Annotated in this window: 17 protein-coding genes; 13 read left to right on the top strand and 4 right to left on the bottom strand. The window is 70.6% G+C overall.

Annotated elements, in window-relative coordinates; genetic code table 11:
• Positions 1 to 33: 33 nt before the first annotated feature.
• The gene (locus ACGWYL_RS00085) at positions 34 to 1827 is read left to right on the top strand and encodes an acyl-CoA dehydrogenase (RefSeq protein ID WP_395486097.1); all 1794 of its coding nucleotides are present in this window, start codon (positions 34 to 36) and stop codon (positions 1825 to 1827) included.
• A gap of 44 nt (positions 1828 to 1871) precedes the next feature.
• Here ACGWYL_RS00085 and ACGWYL_RS00080 read toward each other — a convergent pair whose 3' ends face one another.
• Genes ACGWYL_RS00080 through ACGWYL_RS00070 form a run of 3 tightly spaced genes read right to left on the bottom strand, consistent with a single transcriptional unit; the run spans position 1872 to position 5031 of the window.
• Positions 1872 to 2282, bottom strand: a complete 411-nt coding sequence (locus ACGWYL_RS00080; protein ID WP_395486096.1) for a carboxymuconolactone decarboxylase family protein — start codon at positions 2280 to 2282, stop codon at positions 1872 to 1874.
• Complete coding sequence (locus ACGWYL_RS00075; protein ID WP_269302811.1) at positions 2279 to 3265, bottom strand: Ldh family oxidoreductase; 987 nt, start codon at positions 3263 to 3265, stop codon at positions 2279 to 2281. Before ACGWYL_RS00075 ends, ACGWYL_RS00080 begins: the two co-directional genes overlap by 4 nt.
• Entirely contained in the window at positions 3262 to 5031 is a 1770-nt protein-coding gene (locus tag ACGWYL_RS00070; RefSeq protein WP_395486095.1) for an FAD-dependent oxidoreductase, read from the bottom strand. Before ACGWYL_RS00070 ends, ACGWYL_RS00075 begins: the two co-directional genes overlap by 4 nt.
• A gap of 167 nt (positions 5032 to 5198) precedes the next feature.
• Here ACGWYL_RS00070 and ACGWYL_RS00065 point away from each other — a divergent pair, with 167 nt between their 5' ends.
• The gene (locus tag ACGWYL_RS00065; RefSeq protein ID WP_179423977.1) at positions 5199 to 5816 is read left to right on the top strand and encodes a TetR/AcrR family transcriptional regulator; all 618 of its coding nucleotides are present in this window, start codon (positions 5199 to 5201) and stop codon (positions 5814 to 5816) included.
• Between the two features lie 2 nt (positions 5817 to 5818).
• Here the strand turns inward: ACGWYL_RS00065 and ACGWYL_RS00060 are convergent, their stop codons facing one another.
• On the bottom strand, positions 5819 to 6781 hold the full coding sequence (locus tag ACGWYL_RS00060; RefSeq protein WP_395486094.1) for a phosphotriesterase: 963 nt from the start codon (positions 6779 to 6781) through the stop codon (positions 5819 to 5821).
• A 119-nt stretch (positions 6782 to 6900) separates the two neighbouring features.
• Between ACGWYL_RS00060 and ACGWYL_RS00055 the strand changes: the two genes are divergently transcribed.
• The 11 genes from ACGWYL_RS00055 to ACGWYL_RS00005 form a co-directional block, all read left to right on the top strand.
• Entirely contained in the window at positions 6901 to 9054 is a 2154-nt protein-coding gene (locus tag ACGWYL_RS00055; RefSeq protein ID WP_395486093.1) for an acetate--CoA ligase family protein, read from the top strand.
• Positions 9051 to 9812: an enoyl-CoA hydratase/isomerase family protein gene (locus tag ACGWYL_RS00050; protein WP_179423983.1), complete on the top strand. Its 762-nt coding sequence runs from the start codon at positions 9051 to 9053 to the stop codon at positions 9810 to 9812. Before ACGWYL_RS00055 ends, ACGWYL_RS00050 begins: the two co-directional genes overlap by 4 nt.
• On the top strand, positions 9812 to 10963 hold the full coding sequence (locus ACGWYL_RS00045; protein WP_395486092.1) for an acyl-CoA dehydrogenase family protein: 1152 nt from the start codon (positions 9812 to 9814) through the stop codon (positions 10961 to 10963). Before ACGWYL_RS00050 ends, ACGWYL_RS00045 begins: the two co-directional genes overlap by 1 nt.
• On the top strand, positions 10960 to 12039 hold the full coding sequence (locus ACGWYL_RS00040; RefSeq protein ID WP_179423985.1) for an acyl-CoA dehydrogenase family protein: 1080 nt from the start codon (positions 10960 to 10962) through the stop codon (positions 12037 to 12039). Before ACGWYL_RS00045 ends, ACGWYL_RS00040 begins: the two co-directional genes overlap by 4 nt.
• Positions 12033 to 12821, top strand: coding sequence for an enoyl-CoA hydratase/isomerase family protein (locus ACGWYL_RS00035; RefSeq protein WP_269302802.1), 789 nt, complete (start codon positions 12033 to 12035; stop codon positions 12819 to 12821). Before ACGWYL_RS00040 ends, ACGWYL_RS00035 begins: the two co-directional genes overlap by 7 nt.
• Before the next feature lie 62 nt (positions 12822 to 12883).
• Positions 12884 to 14179: an ABC transporter substrate-binding protein gene (locus tag ACGWYL_RS00030; RefSeq protein ID WP_179423987.1), complete on the top strand. Its 1296-nt coding sequence runs from the start codon at positions 12884 to 12886 to the stop codon at positions 14177 to 14179.
• A 24-nt stretch (positions 14180 to 14203) separates the two neighbouring features.
• On the top strand, positions 14204 to 14947 hold the full coding sequence (locus ACGWYL_RS00025; RefSeq protein WP_179423989.1) for an ABC transporter ATP-binding protein: 744 nt from the start codon (positions 14204 to 14206) through the stop codon (positions 14945 to 14947).
• Complete coding sequence (locus ACGWYL_RS00020) at positions 14947 to 15822, top strand: branched-chain amino acid ABC transporter permease (protein WP_179423991.1); 876 nt, start codon at positions 14947 to 14949, stop codon at positions 15820 to 15822. Before ACGWYL_RS00025 ends, ACGWYL_RS00020 begins: the two co-directional genes overlap by 1 nt.
• Positions 15819 to 16904: a branched-chain amino acid ABC transporter permease gene (locus tag ACGWYL_RS00015; protein WP_395486091.1), complete on the top strand. Its 1086-nt coding sequence runs from the start codon at positions 15819 to 15821 to the stop codon at positions 16902 to 16904. Before ACGWYL_RS00020 ends, ACGWYL_RS00015 begins: the two co-directional genes overlap by 4 nt.
• Positions 16897 to 17613 carry an ABC transporter ATP-binding protein gene (locus ACGWYL_RS00010; protein WP_395486090.1) on the top strand — a complete coding sequence of 239 codons (717 nt, stop codon included), beginning with the start codon at positions 16897 to 16899 and terminating at the stop codon, positions 17611 to 17613. Before ACGWYL_RS00015 ends, ACGWYL_RS00010 begins: the two co-directional genes overlap by 8 nt.
• A 270-nt stretch (positions 17614 to 17883) precedes the next feature.
• A partial coding sequence (locus tag ACGWYL_RS00005) for a hypothetical protein (protein ID WP_395486089.1) occupies positions 17884 to 18123 on the top strand: 240 nt, incomplete at its 3' end.

Genomic DNA, 18123 nt, shown 5'->3' with positions numbered 1-18123 from the left:
TGTGACTAAGCAAGCGCTTAGTCAGGAGTTCCCATGTCCGTGGTGCTGTCCCGTCGGGACGTCGATTTCCTTCTGTTCGACTGGCTCAAGGCCGCCGAGCTGACCGAGCGGGAGCGGTACGCCGAGCACTCGCGCGAGACGTTCGACGCGGTCCTCGACCTGTCCGAGACGATCGCCACCGAGCGGTTCGCCCCCATCAACCGTCTGCTCGACGCCAACGAGCCGGTCGTGGGGGAGGACGGCAAGGTCGTCCTGCCCGCCGAGCTGAGTGAGGCGCTCGCCGTCTACCGCGACTCGGGAATGCCCGCGGGCGTCTTCGACGCCGACCTGGGCGGCATGCAGCTGCCCTTCACGGTCAGCCAGGGTGCGTTCGCGTTCTTCCAGGCCGCCAGCGCCGCCGCGGCGTCGTACCCGTTCCTGTCCACCGGCAACGCCAACCTGCTCGTCGAGCACGGTACGCCCGAGCAGGTGCAGACGTACGCGGTGCCGGTGATCGAGGGCCGCTGGTACGGCACGATGTGTCTCTCCGAGCCCCAGGCCGGCTCGTCGCTCGGCGACATCACGACGCGCGCCGTGCGGCAGGAGGACGGCACCTACCGCCTGTTCGGCACGAAGATGTGGATCTCCGGCGGCGACCACGAGCTGACCGAGAACATCGTCCACCTCGTCCTGGCGAAGGTCGAGGGCGCGCCTCCGGGCGTGAAGGGCATCAGCCTGTTCATCGTGCCGAAGCACCTCGTGAACGAGGACGGCTCGATCGGCGAGCGCAACGACGTCGCTCTCGTCGGCCTCAACCACAAGATGGGCTGGCGCGGCACCACGAACACGCTGCTGAACTTCGGCGAGGGTCTCGCCACCCCCGGCGGCGCGGCCGGTGCCGTCGGCCACCTCGTGGGCGACGAGGGCCAGGGCCTCGCGCAGATGTTCCACATGATGAACGAGGCGCGGATCTCGGTGGGCATGGGCGCCGTGGCACTCGGCTACACGGGCTACCTGCACGCGCTCGACTACGCGAAGACCCGCACGCAGGGCCGGATCCCCGGCGCGAAGGACCCGTCGGCGCCGATGGTGCCGCTCACCGCGCACGCCGACGTCCGCCGGATGCTGCTGGCACAGAAGTCCTACGTCGAGGGCGGCCTCGGGCTGCTGCTCTACTGCGCGCGGCTCATCGACGAGCAGGCCACCGGTGCCGACGAGGCCGCGCGGACCCGCGCGCACGACCTCCTCGAGGTCCTCACGCCGATCGCCAAGTCGTGGCCCTCGCAGTGGTGCCTGGCGGCCAACGACCTGGCGATCCAGGTGCACGGCGGCTACGGCTACACCCGCGACTACGCCGTGGAGCAGTTCTACCGGGACAACCGGCTGAACCCGATCCACGAGGGCACGCACGGCATCCAGAGCCTCGACCTTCTCGGCCGCAAGGTCATCGCCGGCGGGGGCGCCTGGCTGGCGACCCTCGTCGAGACCATCAAGGCCACGGTGGCGCGTGCCGCCGCCGCGGACGAGACCGCCGACTACGCGAAGCAGCTCGATGCCCGCGTCGACCGCCTCGTCGAGGTCACGAGCCAGCTGTGGGCCGGTGGCGACCCGGCCGTCGCCCTGGCGAACTCCGCGGTCTACCTCGAGGCCGCCGGCCACGTGGTCGTCGCCTGGGTGTGGCTCGAGCAGCTGCTCGCGGTGGGGGAGCGCCACGACGCGTTCTTCGAGGGCAAGCGCGCCGCGACGCGCTACTTCTTCGCCTTCGAGCTGCCGAAGGTCGACCCCCAGCTCGACCTCCTGGCCTCGCTCGACCGGACCGTCCTGGACCTCGATCCGGCCTCGCTGTGATCCTGCCCGCGGGGTCGTCGTGAAGGGGGACGACGACCCCGCGGTCAGGCGGTGGCCGCCTCCCTCGCGAGGGCGGCCTTGACCCGGCGCATGCCCGTCAGGCCGACGGGGGCGCCGCAGTAGGCGCCGCAGTGGATGACGACCTCGGTGATCTCCTCGGGCGTCAGTCCGTTGCGCAGGCCCCCGAGCACGTGGGCCTCGAGCTCGTCCCCGTGGCCCCCGGCCACGAGGAGGGCGATCGTGACGAGGCTCCGGGACCGCCGGTCGAGCGCCTCGCGGTTCCACAGCGTGCCCCACACCTGCCCCGTGAGCAGGTGCTGCTGGTCGTCGCCGGGCTCCGCTGGTCGCTCCAGCGTGCGGGCCACGTAGGCCTCGCCCAGGACGGAGCGCCGGGTGGCCAGGCCCTGGCGGACCGCCGGGTCGTCGGAGGACTCGAGGTCGGACAGGACGCTCATGCGGGGGACTCCACGAAGTCGCGCAGCAGCTTCACGATCTCGTCGGAGACCTCGATCTCGCCGGCGGCGAAGGTGGCGTCGCGGGTCGCGACCGAGCGGTCGAAGGGCATGCGCACGGGGGAGTCCGGGTCGGCCGGACGCGTGGACCGCACCCAGTCGCCGTACTCGCCGGCGCGCTGGGGGAAGTCCGACGAGAACGCGTTCGGGTCCATCACGACCATGAAGAAGCCCATGTCGGTGAGCCAGGGTGGATCGGTCTCGGCACCGGACATCATGCCGAGCAGCTGCGCGCTGATCGCCAGGCCCGAGCCCTTGTGGCCGCCCCACGGGGCGATCGCGCCGCCGTCGAGCGCGGCAGCCGCGTCGGTGGTGGGGGAGCCGTCGGGCGCGAAGGCGAGGCCGGGAGCGAGCTCCTGGCCGGTCTTGATGGCGAACGACAGGTCGGCGAGCATCGCCGCCGACGTGCCGATGTCCCAGATGATCGGCTGGCCGGGCGTCGGGAAGCCCCACGCCACGGGGTTGGTGCCGAACCGTCCCTCGGTGCCGCCGTGCGGCGCGACCGTGGGACCTCCGCTGCTGGCGACGAAGCCGACGAGGCCGGCGGCGGTCACCATCTCGAGGTAGTACGTGAACATGCCGGTGCACCACGTGTTGCGCGCGGTGCCGGCGACGACCGGCACGTGCCGGGCCTTCTCGATGAGGGTCTCGGTCAGCTGCTTGGCCACGATGTAGCCGAGCTGGTCGCCGCCGTCGAGCGCGATGCTGGACGCGGTCTCCTGCTCGACGACGACCGGGCCGAACGGCTCGGACCTGCCGAGCCGCTCGACGAGGGTCGCGGCGCGGGGGAGCCCGCCGACGTCGAAGCCGCGGACGGTGCAGTCGATGAGGTGGTCGGCGATGATCGTCTGCTGGGCGTCGTCGTAGCCGAACCGGGCCATCGCCTGTCGGACGAGGTCGTGGGCCTCGGTGATCTGGAGCTTCATGCGGTCCTCCTCGCCGGAGCGATCTTCTCGAGCTCGGCCTTGATCTGGACGGCCAGGTACTTGGAGTTGGCGCGGCACGCGGCCAGGCTGCCGGCGTGGAACCACAGACCGGGCTGGGCCGTGCGGCGCCACATGTTGCGCATCTCGCCGTCGTCGTCGACGCCCCAGATCGGGCCCACGGCGTCGGCGACCTCGTCGCCGAAGTAGCGGCGGACGTCCTCCTGCTGGTTGCCGTAGCCGGTCGCCATCACCACGAGGTCGAGCGGCAGGACCGAGCCGTCGCGCAGGCGCACGCCGTCGGCGGTGAAGCGCTCGATCTGGTCGTGCTGGATGAGGCCCACCTCGCCGTCGGCGATCAGGTCCGAGCAGCCGACGTTGATGTAGTAGCCACCACCACGGCGGTTGTACTTCAGGTGGAAGCCGGTGTGGTCCTCGCCGATGTCGGTCCGGAAGCCGACGGCGTGCAGTCGCTCGAGCAGCTCGGCGTCGTCCTTCAGCATCTGCTGGGCGAGCAGCTGGTTCGCCTTGATGAGCGTGGGGAACGAGTTGCCCGCCGCGATCAGGTCGGCGTCGTCGAGCGGCAGGCCCTGGGAGAAGAGCGCGTACACCGAGATGCCGCTCGGCTCCAGGCTCACCACAGTGGTCGAGCTGCGCTGGACGATGGAGACCTCCGAGCCGAGGGCGTGGAGGTCCTGGGCCACGTCGTGGCCGCTGGTGCCCGTGCCGATCACGAGGGCCCTGCGGCCTCGGAACTCGGCGCCGGAGGAGTAGCGGCTCGAGTGCATGACCTCGCCGGCGAACTCGTCGAGCCCCGGGAGCTTCGGCATGCTCGGGATGCCGCTGACGCTGCCGGTGGCCATGACGACGTGACGCGGCTGCATCGTCACCGTGGTGCCCTCGCGGTCCAGCTCGACCGTCCAGTGGTCCGCGGACTCGTCGTAGCGGCCCGAGACCAGGCGGGTGCTGGTCCACGTGTTCAGCTCCATCGCCTCGGCGTAGAACTCGAACCAGTCGGCGAGCTTGTCCTTCGGGATGTAGGTCGGCCAGGTGTCGGGGAACTCGAGGTAGGGCAGGCTCGCGACCCACGCCTCGTTGTGCAGCGTGAGGGAGTGGTAGCGCTTGCGCCACACGTCGCCGACGCGCTCGTGGGCGTCGATGACCAGGGCGTCGACGCCGATGGTGCGCAGGCGCGCCGCGATCGTCAGGCCGGCCTGTCCGCCGCCGACGACCAGGACCTCGGGGTCACGGTCGGCGTAGGCGCGCTCGGCCTCGCGCAGGTCCTTCCAGTTCTGACCACCGAAGGTGCGCGAGTAGGCGGTGCCGTGGGGACGGCGGGCGCCGCGTCGCTCCTCGAAGCCCTCGAGCTCCTGCAGCGTCGTGAGCAGCGTCTTGGCGAGCATGCGGCCGTCGGGCTCCTCGCGCAGCCGCACGATGCCCGTGCCGTGGCCGACCGAGGTCTCGAACGTGTGGAAGCCCTCGACGACCTCCTCGCCGGCGCGCCGCACCCGGGACGTCGGCGTCCGCGTCAGGTCCGGGAGCACCTGGCTGGCGCGCGTCTCGGCGTTCGTCTCGAGCAGCCGGTCGGCGATGGCCTCCGGGCCGACCGCGGTGCTGAAGTCCCACGTGAACGCGACGATGTCGCGCCAGTCGGCGTCCTCGGTGAACAGGGACGCGAGCGCCTGCCTGTCCTCGCGCTCGAGCGCCGACGCGAACGCGGCGAGCCAGGCGTCCAGTGCGGACTGCTCCGGGGTGGGGTGGTGGGACATGCGGCCTCCGTTGCTGCGAGGGGTGTGCCGTGCTCTGTGGTGCAGGTCACTGTAAGTTGAACCTGGCGCCACTGTCAACTATCATCGGTTCCCATCGCGGTCCCGCGTACGGGCTCGCGCGTCGTGCACAATGCGCAGTGGCGAGACGTTGGAGACGAGGGGCGGACGTGGCACCGGTACATGACAAGCAGCTGACCGAGCGGGGGCGCAGGACGCGCGACAACCTGCTCCATGCGGCCTCGGTCGTCTTCGCACGCCAGGGCTTCCTGGACACGAAGATCACCGACATCACCACCGAGGCCGGCACGGCCAACGGCAGCTTCTACAACTACTTCGACTCCAAGGAGGACATCTTCCGCGCCGCGATCGCGCAGGTGAACGGACGGATGTTCGAGGTGGCGGCGTCGCGCCTGCCCGAGGGAGCCTCGCCCTACGAGCGCATCGAGGCGGCGACCCGCCGGTACGTCGAGGGCTACAAGGCCGACGCGGGGATGATCATGATCCTCGAGCAGGTCGCCACCTTCAGTCCGGAGTTCAAGGCCATGCGCCGCGAGACGCGCACGATGTTCCGGGCGCGCACCGAGCGTGGCATCCGCCGCTGGCAGGAGGCGGGCGTCATCGATCCCGCGCTCCCTGCCCAGGTCGCGGCCGACGCGCTGACCTCGATGGTGAGCAACTTCTGCTACATGTGGCTCGTCTTCGACGAGGACTACGACACCGAGACCGTGGTCACGACCCTCAGCCGGATGTGGGCGCAGGCGCTGGGGCTCCCCGTCCCGGACTGACGTCATCCCAGGATGGCGGCCGGGTTGGCCACCAGCATCTGCTCGATCTGCGCGTCGGTCACGCCGCGGTCCCGCAGTGCCGGCAGGACGTCCGCGTGGACGTGCTCGTAGTGCCAGTTCGGCATCAGCTTCTCCTTGGCATCCAGGTCGAAATTGTGCGTGTAGCTCGAGGCGTCGTGGGCCAGGACCAGCTGCCCCGCGTAGCCCTTCTCGCACAGGGTCGCCACGGTCGCGACGCGGTCCTCGAAGGAGAGCATGAGGTCCAGGCCGAACCGGTCCATGCCGAGGTAGACCCCGTGGTCGAGCAGTCGCTCGAGGTAGTCCAGGTCGGTCGTGTCGCCCGAGTGACCGATCACGACGCGTGACAGGTCGACGCCCTCCTCGACGAAGACGGCGAGCTGGTCGGCGCCGCGCTCGGTGGGGGCGTGCGTGTGCGTGGAGATCGGCGCGCTGTTCTCCCGGTGGGCGTGGGCGGCCGCCCGCAGGATGCGCTCGACGCCGGGCGTGATGCCCTGGGCGTCGGTGGCGCACTTGATGATGCTGGCCGTGATCCCGGTGTCGGCGATGCCGTCGGTGAGGTCCTTGACGAAGAACTCCGTCAGCAGCTCGGGGCCGTCGATCAGCAGCCCCGGTCCGCGGAACTTGAAGAACATCGGCACGTCGTCGTACGCGTACAGGCCCGTGGCCACGACGATGTTCATCCGCACCTGCTCGGCGACCCGCTGCACGCGCGGGAGGTCGCGTCCCAGGCCCACCACGGTGAGGTCGACGATCGTCCGCACGCCGCGGTCGCACGCCGACTCGAGCTTGGCGATCGCGTCCGCCACGCGGACCTCCTCGTCCCAGCGGCCGGGGTAGTTCCGCTCGATCTCCGCGTTCAGCACGAAGACGTGCTCGTGCATGAGCGTGTGTCCGAGCTCGGTCACGGGGACGTGTCGGCCGGCTGCGGTGGCGATGGTCTTCATGGGGTCCTTTTCCGTGGGGCGGTAGTTGACAGTGGCGCCAGATTCATGTTTGGTGTGTGACAGCCAACACAGTGGAGCGTCCGGTTGTCAAGGGCCCCACCCGCACAGGAAGCAGGATCGTGGCCCTCGAATCACCATCTCCCCACGCCGCACCGGAGTCCCTCGACCCGGGCATCGACGCGCTCTTCAACGCCCGTCGCATCGCGATCGTCGGCGCGTCCGGCCGCGAGGGGAATCCGTTCGCCCGCCCCCTGCAGTACCTGACCGAGTTCGGCTTCGACGGCGACGTCTACCCGGTCAACCCCGGCTACGAGACCCTGCGCGGCCTCCCGTGCTTCCCGGACCTCGCGAGCCTGCCCGCGCCGGTCGACCTCGCGCTGCTGATGGTGCCCGGACGGGCGGCCGTCGAGCTCATGCCCCAGGTCGCCGCCGCCGGCGCCCGGGCCGCGGTCGTGTTCGCGTCCGGCTTCTCCGAGACCGGCGACGAGGGCGTCCGCCTCCAGGCCGGGCTGACCGCCGCCGCGCGGGAGCACGGCGTCCGCGTCATCGGACCCAACTGTCAAGGCGTGCTGTCCACGACGCACCGCCTCTACGGCACCTTCACCGCCGCGCTCGAGCTCGGTCCGGTGCGCACCGGCGGCCTCGCGTACGTCGGCCAGAGCGGCGCCGTCGGCGGCTCCATCCTCAGCATGGCGCGCGAGCAGGGCATCGGGATCTCCAGCTGGGTAAGCACCGGCAACCAGGCCGACCTGACCACCGTCGAGGTGGCGCGGCACCTCGTCGAGCTCCCCGAGACGGAGGTGCTCGCGCTCTACCTCGAGAGCGCCGTGGGGGAGAGCGAGTTCCGCGACCTGGCCGCCCGCGCCCAGGAGCTCGACACGTCGCTGATCGTGCTGCGGTCGGCCACGAGCGCCGCCGGCGCGAAGGCGGCGGCCTCCCACACCGGCGCGATCGTCGGCGACGACGGTGCCTACCGGGTCGCCGCACGCGAGCACGGCGTGGTCGAGGCCTCCGACATCGACGACCTCGTCCGTCTCGCGCACGCCCACCTCGCCCTGCCCCGCAGCGCCGGGCCGTCGACCGTGATCGTCACGACCTCGGGCGGCGCCGGGAGCCTGGCCGCCGACAAGGCCCACGAGCTCGGCCTGACGATCGAGGACCTGCGCCCCGAGACGCAGGAGCGACTCGCCACCCTCGTGCCCGACTTCGGCGCGATCGACAACCCGGTGGACGTGACGGCGCAGATCTTCCGATCCAGCGAGATCGACGACTTCGTCGAGGTCTGCCGGATCGGCTGCGCCGCACAGGAGGTCGACGCGATCGTCATCGCGCTCACCCTCGTCACGGGCGAGCTGGCCGCCTCGATGGCCACGGCACTCGCCGAGCTGATCCCGCAGGTGAGCAAGCCCGTCGCCCTGGTCTGGGCCGCGGCCCGCGAGCAGACCGTCAAGGGTCGCGAGATCCTCCGCGAGGCGGGCGTCCCCGTCTTCGACTCGTCCGAGCAGGCGATGCGTGCCATCGCGTCGCTGCGCCGCGTGCCGGCGCCGGTCCGGCCCGGCGGACGGCCCTCGGGCTTCGACGAGACCGTCGTCCGCCGCCTCCTCGACGACCTCACGGGCACCGTGACCGAGTCCCAGGCGCAGGAGATCCTGGCCGCCGCCGGCATCGCGACGCCCGATGCGCGGCTCGTCACGGACGTCGCGATGGCCGAGTCGCTCTCGCTCGGGACAGACCGCGCCTACGTCGTGAAGATCCAGGCCGCGGGGATCGCCCACAAGACCGAGCGCGGCGGCGTCCGTCTGGGACTCGACGCGACCGAGGTCGCCGGCGTCGCCCGCACGATGCTCGAGGACTTCGCCGCCGACGATCCGCAGGGCGTCCTGGTGCAGGAGATGGTGCCGGCCGGCGTCGAGCTGATCGTCGGCGTCACCCGCACCGACGGCGGCCTGCCGCTCGTGACGGTCGGCCTCGGCGGCACCGCGACCGAGCTCTACGCCGACACCGCGACGACCTTCGCGCCCGTGGACGCCACGCGGGCCCGCGCGCTCCTGCTCGACCTCAAGGCCGCCCCGCTGCTCACGGGCTTCCGCGGCTCGCCGGCGCTCGACGTGGACGCCGTGGCCGACCTCGTCGCCCGGGTGAGCCACGTCGCCGACATCGCGGGCCCGGCCCTGCGCGAGCTCGAGGTGAACCCCGTGCGGGTCCTCGACCGCGCGGAGCGCCCGGTGCTCGCCCTCGATTTCCTGATGACCCTCGAAAGGGAGACAGCATGACCGGACGTATCGGCCTGGACCGCGTGGGCGCGGTCGCGGTGATCACCGTCGACAACACCCGCATCAAGAACGCGCTCACCCAGCAGATGGCGCGCGACCTCGGTGCCGTGTGCGAGGAGATCGACGCCGACGCGTCGATCGGCTGCACCGTGATCCAGGGCGCGGGTGGCACGTTCTGCTCCGGGGCCGACACGTCGACCTGGGCCGAGACCTACGGCGACGACCCGCTCAGCGACGAGGCCTACGCCGACACCGACGAGATGTACGGCTCGTTCGTCCGCTTCGGCGAGCTCAAGGCGCCGACGATCGCCGCCGTCCGCGGTGCCGCCGTGGGCGCGGGCCTCAACCTCGCGCTGGCGGCCGACCTCCGGGTCGCCGCCGATGACGCCCGCCTGCTGGCCGGCTTCCTCGCGGCGGGCATCCACCCCGGCGGAGGATTCTTCACCCTCGTGCGTCGCCTCGCCGGTCGTGAGGCCGCCGCGACGCTCGGCCTCTTCAGCCAGGAGGTCTCGGGCCGCGAGGCCAAGGGCTTCGGGCTCGTCGGCGTCTGCGTCCCCGACGAGGACACCGAGAAGACCGCGCTGGAGATCGCGCAGCACGTGGCTCGCGACCCTCTCGTCGCTCGGCGGGCGAAGCGCAGCTTCAACCTCGAGACGCAGTCCACCCCGCTGCCGTGGGCGGCCGCGCTCGAGGTCGAGCGAGGCGTCCAGCTGTGGACCCAGGCGCGCCGCCTGCGCCACCAGCGGGAGCAGGCGTGATGCGCTTCGCGGCCGAGCCGCTGACCGAGGACGAGCTGCGCCTGCGCGACGAGGTGCGCGAGTTCATGGCGCAGGAGCGCGCGAACGGGCTCGGCGTCGGGCTGGGCATCAACGCCGAGGCCGACATGGAGTTCAGCCGCCGCGTCGCCGCGAGGGGCTGGGTCGGCATGACCATCCCGAAGGAGCACGGCGGACCCGGCCGCACGGCGGTCGAGCGCTTCGTCGTCGTCGAGGAGATGCTCGCGGCCGGCGCCCCGATCAGCGCCCATTGGGTCGGCGACCGTCAGACCGCCCAGATGTTCGTCCGCTTCGGCAGCGAGCAGCACCAGCGCGAGTTCCTGCCTCGGATCGTCGCGGGTGACGTGTGGTTCTGCCTTGGCATGAGCGAGCCGGACAGCGGCTCGGACCTCGCGTCCGTCCGCACCCGGGCGACGCGGACGGAGGGCGGCTGGCTGCTCAACGGCCAGAAGGTGTGGACCTCCGGGGCCCAGTACGCCGACTACGTCGTGACGCTGTGCCGGACCTCGCCCGCCGAGGGCCGCAAGCACGTCGGTCTCAGCCAGCTCCTCGTCGACCTGCGCGCCGACGGCGTGACCGTGTCGCCGATCCGGCTGCTGAACGGCTTCCACCACTTCAACGAGGTGCACTTCAACGACGTCTTCGTGCCCGACTCGATGGTGCTGGGCCAGGAGGGCGACGGCTGGCACCAGGTGACGTCCGAGCTGGCCCACGAGCGCTCCGGCCCCGACCGGTTCCTCTCCGTGATGCCGGTGCTCGCGCGGCTCTACGAGGAGCTCCGTCACCGCGACCTCCCGGACGACGTCCTCACGTCGCTCGGCCGCACGTTCTCCACGTACATGACGCTGCGCTCGATGTCGCTGTCCATCGCCCGGGCGCTCGACCGGGGCGAGACCCCGGCCGTCGAGGCCGCGCTGGTCAAGGACCTCGGCACGCAGTTCGAGCAGGAGGCGATCGAGCAGCTGCGCACCCTCGTCGGTGGCGAGCTGGACCCGACCGCGCCGGGACTCGAGGGGCTGCTGGCCGACGCGGTCATCACGGCGCCCACGTTCACGCTCCGCGGCGGGACGAACGAGGTCCTGCGGACCGTCGTATGGAAGTCCCTGCAGCGCTCGAGGAGGGAATCGGCATGAGCGACCTCTCCCGGGAGCTGTTCACGGCCCTGAACGACATCGTCACGGCCCGCGCCGCGCGCGACGGCCACGAGGCCATCGCGACGTGGAGCCCTGACCTGTGGTCGACGCTCGACGACCAGGGCTACACGTCCATCGACCCGGACGAGCCGGAGGTCGGCCTGGCCGAGTTCTGCGCCGTCGCCACCGCCGTCGGGACGCACGCCCTGGGCCTCCCGCTCGTCGAGGCGGGCCTCGCGGCCTGGCTCGCGTCCGCCGCGGACCTGAAGCTGCCCGCCGGACTCGTCGTGCCGGCGGTCTCCACGGGCGACGTCCTCACCGTCGTGGAGCAGGACGACGACGGCCTCGTCGTCGAGGGCACCCTGCGGCGCGTGCCGTGGGCCCGCCACGCCGAGCTCGTCCTGGCGTTCGTCGAGACGGAGTCCGGACGCCGCCTGGTGGCGCTCGAGCCGCTCGACGTGACGGAGGGCGCGAACCTGGCCGGGGAGCCCCGCGACACCGTCACGGTCGAGCGTCAGCGGGTCGGCGCGGCCCAGGTCGGCTCGACCGAGGGCGTCGACCTGCGTGAGGCACGGGCGCGGGGCGCCCTGCTTCGGGCCGCGGCGGCCGCGGGGGCCATGGACACGATCGCGGAGCTGGTCGTCGAGTACGCCGGCCAGCGCCACCAGTTCGGCCAGCCCATCGGCGCCTTCCAGGCCATCCAGCAGCACGTGGTCACGGTTGCGCAGGCGGCCGCGGCGACGCGCGCCGCGGTGGAGTCCACCGTGGCGGCCGCGCCCGACCACCGCGTGCTGGCGGCCGCGTCCGCGAAGGTCACGCTCGGGATCCAGGCGGGTCGCCTCGCCCGGTCGGCGCACCAGGTCTTCGGCGCGATCGGCGCCACCGAGGAGCACCGCCTGCACCTGCTCACGCGGCGGCTCTGGAGCTGGCAGGACGAGTACGGCACGCAGCACGAGTGGTCGCACTTCCTCGGCGAGCGACTCGTGTTCCCCGAGGCGCCCGGCCTGTGGGAGGTCCTCACGCCTCCGCACCCGGCCGTGACGGCGCGCGGCGTGGGGGAGTCGGCACCGTGGTGACCATCGACCAGGAGCTGCTCGTCGAGCGGCGCGGCGGGGTCGCGGAGGTGCGGCTCAACCGCCCCGAGCGCCTCAATGCGCTCAGCTCCGCGGTGCAGCAGCGACTCGTGGAGGTGTTCGCCGAGCTCGACCGCGACGACTCGGTCCGCGCGGTGACCCTCGGGTCCACGAGCCGCAAGGCGTTCTCCGTCGGCGCCGACCTCAAGGAGATGGCGGCGGGCGACGACGCCGGTGCGCGTCCGTACGAGCCGATGCACGGCACCACCCGCAACGTCTACGAGACCGTGCTCGAGTGCCGCAAGCCCACGATCGCCGTCCTCGACGGCTGGGTGGTCGGCGGCGGGATGGAGCTGGCGATGGCGTGCGACATCCGCATCGCCTCGCACGACGCCCGCTTCCTGCTGCCGGAGGCCAAGGTCGGGCTGGGCGCGAACTTCGGCAGCCAGATGCTGCCGCGACTGGTCGCCGCGACGCACGCGTTCGAGATCCTCTACGGCGCCGAGCCGTTCGACGCCGAGCACGCGGAGCGCATCGGCTTCGTGTCGCGCGCCGTCCAGGCGGACGAGCTCGAGGAGGACGCGCGGCGCACGGCCGACCTCATCGCCTCGCGTGCGCCCGTCACCATCCGTCGCTACAAGGCGATGGTCAACCTCGGCTCCTCGCTGCCGATCGCGGCCGCGCTGCGACTCGACCCGGGCCCGAGCCCGTACTTCAGCCAGGACCGCGCGGAGGGCGCTCGTGCCTTCCGCGAGAAGAGAGAACCGATCTGGAGTGGCCGATGAAGCGGCCGGCACCGGAGCGTCACGGGCACACCAGCCCACCACCCCCCGAAAGGAAGATGACCATGAAGTCGACACGACGAGGCCGAGGCAACTCGGCGCTGCGGGCGGCCATCGCGCTCCCGCTGGCCGGCACCCTGCTCCTCTCGGCATGCGCCGGTGGAGACGACGAGGGTGGCGACGACGCCCCGATCAAGGTGGGCGTGGTGGCGGCCCTGACCGGCATCGCCGCCCCGTACGGCGTGCAGAGCCTGAACTCCTTCAAGCTCGCCGTCGAGGACCTCAACGAGGCCGGTGGCATCGACGGTCGCGACATCGAGGTCGTGGCCCTGGACAACCGCTCCAAGCCCGAGGAGGTGCCCGCCCTGATGCGGCGTCTCGTCGGCGAGGACGTCAACGTGATCCTCGGCGCCTCGTCCACGCCGCTGACCGTGACGGGCGCCCAGGCGGCCGACCAGCTCAAGGTCCCGCTGCTGGTCCCGATGGAGGCCGGCGACGTCATCATCGGCGAGGGCCGCTCGCACGTCTTCAAGCTGGCCCCGTCGGTCCTGGCCGACCAGGGCTGGTCCGCGCAGGGCGTCCGTGCCGTGATGAAGGGCTCGGAGGAGGCCGGCGACCCGATCAGGACCGCGTACATGATCAACGCCAGCACCGGCGCGTTCCCCGAGGCCGGGAAGGCCTGGGCGGGCACCCTGGAGAAGGAGTTCCCCGACGTCGAGCTGATCGACACGCTCACCTTCGACGAGGCCTCCACGAGCGACTTCGGCCCGCTCGTGGCGAAGGCGAAGGCGGCGAACCCCGACCTGCTGATCTTCGGCGGCAACCCGCAGAGCGCCTTCCAGTTCTACCCGGCGCTGCAGGACTCGGGCTGGCAGCCCAAGGCCACGCTGGGCTCGCTGGGCGGCAACACCAACTCCCAGTTCATCTCCTCGGTGGGCGCCGAGGCGGCCGACGGCGACGTCGCGGGCAACTACTGGACCGCCGAGCTCAAGCCGGGCGACGACGCCAAGCAGACGCCGCAGGGCTTCGTCGACGACTACAAGGAGGCGTACGACGGCCAGGTGCCCGACGGCGTCGGCGCGTACTACTACTCCGCGGGAGCCGTGGTCGCCGAGGCGCTGCGCAACGCCGACGACGTCGACGACCGCGAGTCGATCACCAAGGCGCTGCGCGAGGTCGACATCGCGGGCATCAACGGCGACGACAACGGCCTGTACATCGTCAGCCACGGCGTCGACTTCGACGAGCAGGGCTTCAACGCCGCCGCGGTCGGTCTCGTGACGCAGATCCAGGACGGCAAGTACGTGCCCGTCTTCCCGGACGACGTCGCCAACGCCACGATCGTCTACCCCAAGCGCTGAGGCGCGAGGAACGAGGAAATCGCCATGGACACCGCATTGCTCGTCGAGCAGTTCAGTGTGTGGCGGGGACGCTCGGAGATCGTCAGGTCCGTCGACCTGACGATCCCGGGCGGGACCCTGGTCGCACTGGTCGGCTCCAACGGTGCCGGAAAGACCACCTTCATCGAAGGCGTGCTGGGCATCCTGACCACCAAGGCCGGACGGTTCGAGCTGTTCGGCGAGGACGTCCGTGGCCGCAAGCCCTGGGACCTCGTCAACGACGGTCTCGTCGTGGTGCCGCAGGAGCGCCGGCTCTTCCCGATGATGACCGTCGAGGAGAACCTCGACATCGTCGGCTCGAAGGGCGACAAGGGCAGGGGAGCGCGGTTCACGCGTGACGAGCTCTACGACCTCTTCCCGCGCCTGCAGGAGCGGTCGTCGAACTTCGCCGGCACGCTCAGCGGCGGTGAGCGCAGCATGCTCGCGATCGCCCGCGGCCTGGCGCTGCAGCCGCGACTGCTCATCCTCGACGAGCCCTCGCTCGGACTCGCGCCGGTCGTCATCGACTCGATCATGGCCACGATCCGCGAGATCTCGCAGACGGGGCTGTCCATCCTGCTCGTCGAGCAGAACGTGCACCAGGCGCTCGCGATGGCGTCGTGGGCGCACGTGCTCGACGCGGGCGCGGTGATCGCCTCCGACACGAGCGACCATCTCCGCGACTCGCCGCTGCTGGAGTCGGGCTACCTCGGCGTGGTCCCCGCGGCCGACGAGAAAGGAACCGTCTGATGCAGACACTGACCCAGATCCTCATGACGGGGGTCCTCCAGGGACTGATCTACGCGCTGATCGGCCTGGGGCTGTACCTGATCTTCAGCGTGATGCGCGTCGTGAACTTCGCGCACGGCTTCTTCGTGCTGCTCGGCATGTACGGGCTGCTGTGGGTGGGGCCGACGTCCCTGCCGGGCTTCCTCGCGGCGACCGTCGTCGTGGTGGCCGTCGCGGGCGCGTTCGGCTACGTGGTCGAGCGGGTCCTCATCGAGTCCACGCTGCACAAGCCCGGTCACGCCCAGCTGGTCATCACGATCAGCCTCGGCCTGGCGATGCAGTACTTCTTCCAGATCATGTTCCCCGAGCCGTACCAGAAGATCGCCAACCCGTGGCCGTTCGACGCCATCCAGGTGCTCGGCGTGACGGTCGGCTCCGGTCGGCTCGCGGCCGGCGTCATCAGCCTGCTGCTCGCGCTCGGCGTGTCCTTCCTCGTCTACAAGACGCGGTTCGGCAGCCTCATGCGGGCGTGCTCGCAGTCACTCGAGGGCGCGGTGCACGTGGGCATCAACTACACGCGCGTCTACCGCGCCACGTTCGCGCTGGGCGCGGCGATCGCCGCGATCGCGGGTGCCCTGCTCATCCCGTTCCAGCCGGTCTCGCCGCATCTCGGGCTCGAGCTGACGATCAAGGCGTTCATCGTCGTGGTGGTCGGCGGCAGCGAGTCCATGTGGGGCGTGCTCTCCGCGGGCATCCTGCTCGGCATCGCCGAGGCGGCCGGCAGCATCCTGGTCTCCGGCTCGCTGGCGACGTCGGCCATCTATCTCCTCTTCCTGGCGGTCATCCTCGTGCGGCCGCAAGGACTCGTCATGCGTCGGAAGGTGTCCTCCTCATGAGCGTCCCCGAGCTCCTCGCGCGCTTCGACACGCCCGTCAAGCGGATCAATGCCGTCATCGCGACGGTGGCGATCGTCGGCGCCGTCCTCTACCCGTTCGTCGTCGAGTCGCCGCTGGTCAGTGTCGGCTTCGTCGCCCTGATCTTCGCGATGCGCAACTTCACCTGGAACATCGCCGGGGGCCTGACCGGCCTGCTCTCGCTCGCGCACGTCGCCGGCTTCGGCATCGGCGCGTTCGCGGTGGCGATCCTGACGTGGACGCACGGCTGGAACGTCTGGCTCGCGATCCTCGCGGGCATGGCGGTCTCGGCCGCGGTCGGCGTCGGCGTCAGCCTGATCATGAGCCGCTTCGGCGTCAACGCGTTCTTCTTCGCGCTCGGCACCATGGCGCTGTCGCTCGCGATCGCGGGCATCGCGGCCTCGTGGTCGGTGACGGGCGGCAACGACGGACTGCAGAACCTGTCCGCCGACGAGGGACTGCTGCATCTGCAGTGGTTCACCAACCCCGTGCCGCTCTACTTCGTGGCCCTGGTCCTGCTCGCGCTGATGGTCATCGGGACCGCGTGGATGGTGAAGCGGACCCGCTTCGGCCGGTCGCTCGCCTTCATCCGTGAGGACCCGCAGATGGCCGCGAGCATGGGCATCGACGTGGTGCGCAACCAGGCCGGCGCGATGGGGCTCAGCATGGGTCTGACCGCGGTGAGCGGCTCGCTCATGGCCCAGTACACGAACTTCGTCAGCTACGACTCGGTCTTCTCGATGGAGATCGGCATCGCGATGATGGTCGGCGCGATCATCGGCGGCTCGGCCACCCTGGCCGGCCCGATCGTGGCGGGCATCGGGATCGCCGCCCTGGAGGAGGCGCTGCGCTCGTTCGACGTGTCCAGCTCGAACGTCTCCAGCTTCACGCAGATCCTCTACGCGGTGATCGTGATCGTCCTGGTGCGCTACGGCACCGACGGGATCGTCCCGATGTGGAACGCCCTGCTCGAGCGACTCTTCGGCGACGGGCGCGACCCGGACCCCGAGGACCTCGAGGACGAACGACGCGACGAGGCTTCGAAGGAGGTCGCTCATGCTTGAGGTCAGGGGAGTGGCGAAGAAGTTCGGCGGACTGCGCGTCCTGACGGACGTCTCGTTCGAGGCGGAGAGCGGCCAGGTCACGGCGCTCATCGGGCCGAACGGCGCCGGCAAGTCCACGCTCGTCAACCTGGTGTCGGGATACCTGACGCCGAACGCCGGCTCGATCACGCTCGACGGCAAGGACATCACCGGGATGGCTCCGGCGAGGGTCTTCGGCGAGGGAGTGGCCCGCACCTTCCAGGTGTCGGGCAACGTCGCCGAGCTGAACGTCTTCGAGTGCGTGGCGATGTCGGCCTACCGCACCGCGTCGTCCTACCGCGGGGCGAACGAGATCGCCGAGGAGGAGCTCAAGCGCTTCGACCTGTGGCAGTACCGCTCCCGTGCGCTGGGCGACATCCCCACGGCCATGGTGCGAATCGTCGACTGCGCCCGAGGGATGGCCGCGCGACCGAAGATCCTGCTCCTCGACGAGGTCATGGCCGGTCTGACGCCGGCCGAGGTCGACATCGTGATCGAGCAGGTCCGCGCCTGTCGCGACGCCGGAGTGGCGATCGTGATGATCGAGCACGTCCTCCAGGCGGTCAACGCGCTCGCCGACCGCGTGGTCGTCCTCAACCAGGGGACGATCGTCGCCACCGGATCCATGGCAGAGGTCTCGCAGAACGACGAGGTCAAGGAGGCCTACCTGGGCTCCACAGCGGTGAAATGACACCCGTGTCGTCGGCATCGCGGGGCCTTCGGGCCCTCGATGCCGACGACAGTCGTTTTTGCCTGCAATTCCAGGTGTGACGAAGGACGCGTAGGGGGCGGTTTGCCAAGGTTGGAGACGTGTGTGTAATGTTCTTCTTGTTGCTCCGCACGGCGGGGGAACGGGAAGCGCAGACCGAAGCGGTTAACGCCAGGAGCCCTTGAGGGGGAGCCGGAAACTGGCCGCGGGAAAACGTTGCGCTGGCATCGTGACCGAGCTGGGTTTGACCTGGTGGAAAACGGCGATGTAATGTGGATGAGCCCCTGTGGTTGTGCCGGTGACGGTGTGGTTGTGGGTGTGCGTCTGATCCTTGAGAACTCAACAGTGTGTCAAAAGTCGACGAATTTTTTTATCAGTACCCCGGCGACTCTGAAGGATTCCGGCTTCGGTTGGTTTCGCGCAGGGTTGCAGGGACAATTCCGACAATTAATGACTGTCCAGCAGTCAGATCTTGTCAGTGTTGAACTGTCT

It is taken from the genome of Aeromicrobium sp. JJY06 (assembly GCF_044069275.1).
GTDB classification, from domain to species: Bacteria; Actinomycetota; Actinomycetes; order Propionibacteriales; family Nocardioidaceae; genus Aeromicrobium; species Aeromicrobium tamlense.
This window is presented reverse-complemented; position numbering and strand designations above follow the sequence as displayed.

Coding starts and splice junctions, on each gene's coding strand:
- ACGWYL_RS00085 (WP_395486097.1), top strand. CDS start 34: ATGTCCGTGGTGCTGTCCCGTCGGGACGTCGATTTCCTTCTGTTCGAC.
- ACGWYL_RS00080 (WP_395486096.1), bottom strand. CDS start 2,282: ATGAGCGTCCTGTCCGACCTCGAGTCCTCCGACGACCCGGCGGTCCGC.
- ACGWYL_RS00075 (WP_269302811.1), bottom strand. CDS start 3,265: ATGAAGCTCCAGATCACCGAGGCCCACGACCTCGTCCGACAGGCGATG.
- ACGWYL_RS00070 (WP_395486095.1), bottom strand. CDS start 5,031: ATGTCCCACCACCCCACCCCGGAGCAGTCCGCACTGGACGCCTGGCTC.
- ACGWYL_RS00060 (WP_395486094.1), bottom strand. CDS start 6,781: ATGAAGACCATCGCCACCGCAGCCGGCCGACACGTCCCCGTGACCGAG.
- ACGWYL_RS00050 (WP_179423983.1), top strand. CDS start 9,051: ATGACCGGACGTATCGGCCTGGACCGCGTGGGCGCGGTCGCGGTGATC.
- ACGWYL_RS00045 (WP_395486092.1), top strand. CDS start 9,812: ATGCGCTTCGCGGCCGAGCCGCTGACCGAGGACGAGCTGCGCCTGCGC.
- ACGWYL_RS00040 (WP_179423985.1), top strand. CDS start 10,960: ATGAGCGACCTCTCCCGGGAGCTGTTCACGGCCCTGAACGACATCGTC.
- ACGWYL_RS00030 (WP_179423987.1), top strand. CDS start 12,884: ATGAAGTCGACACGACGAGGCCGAGGCAACTCGGCGCTGCGGGCGGCC.
- ACGWYL_RS00025 (WP_179423989.1), top strand. CDS start 14,204: ATGGACACCGCATTGCTCGTCGAGCAGTTCAGTGTGTGGCGGGGACGC.
- ACGWYL_RS00020 (WP_179423991.1), top strand. CDS start 14,947: ATGCAGACACTGACCCAGATCCTCATGACGGGGGTCCTCCAGGGACTG.
- ACGWYL_RS00015 (WP_395486091.1), top strand. CDS start 15,819: ATGAGCGTCCCCGAGCTCCTCGCGCGCTTCGACACGCCCGTCAAGCGG.
- ACGWYL_RS00010 (WP_395486090.1), top strand. CDS start 16,897: ATGCTTGAGGTCAGGGGAGTGGCGAAGAAGTTCGGCGGACTGCGCGTC.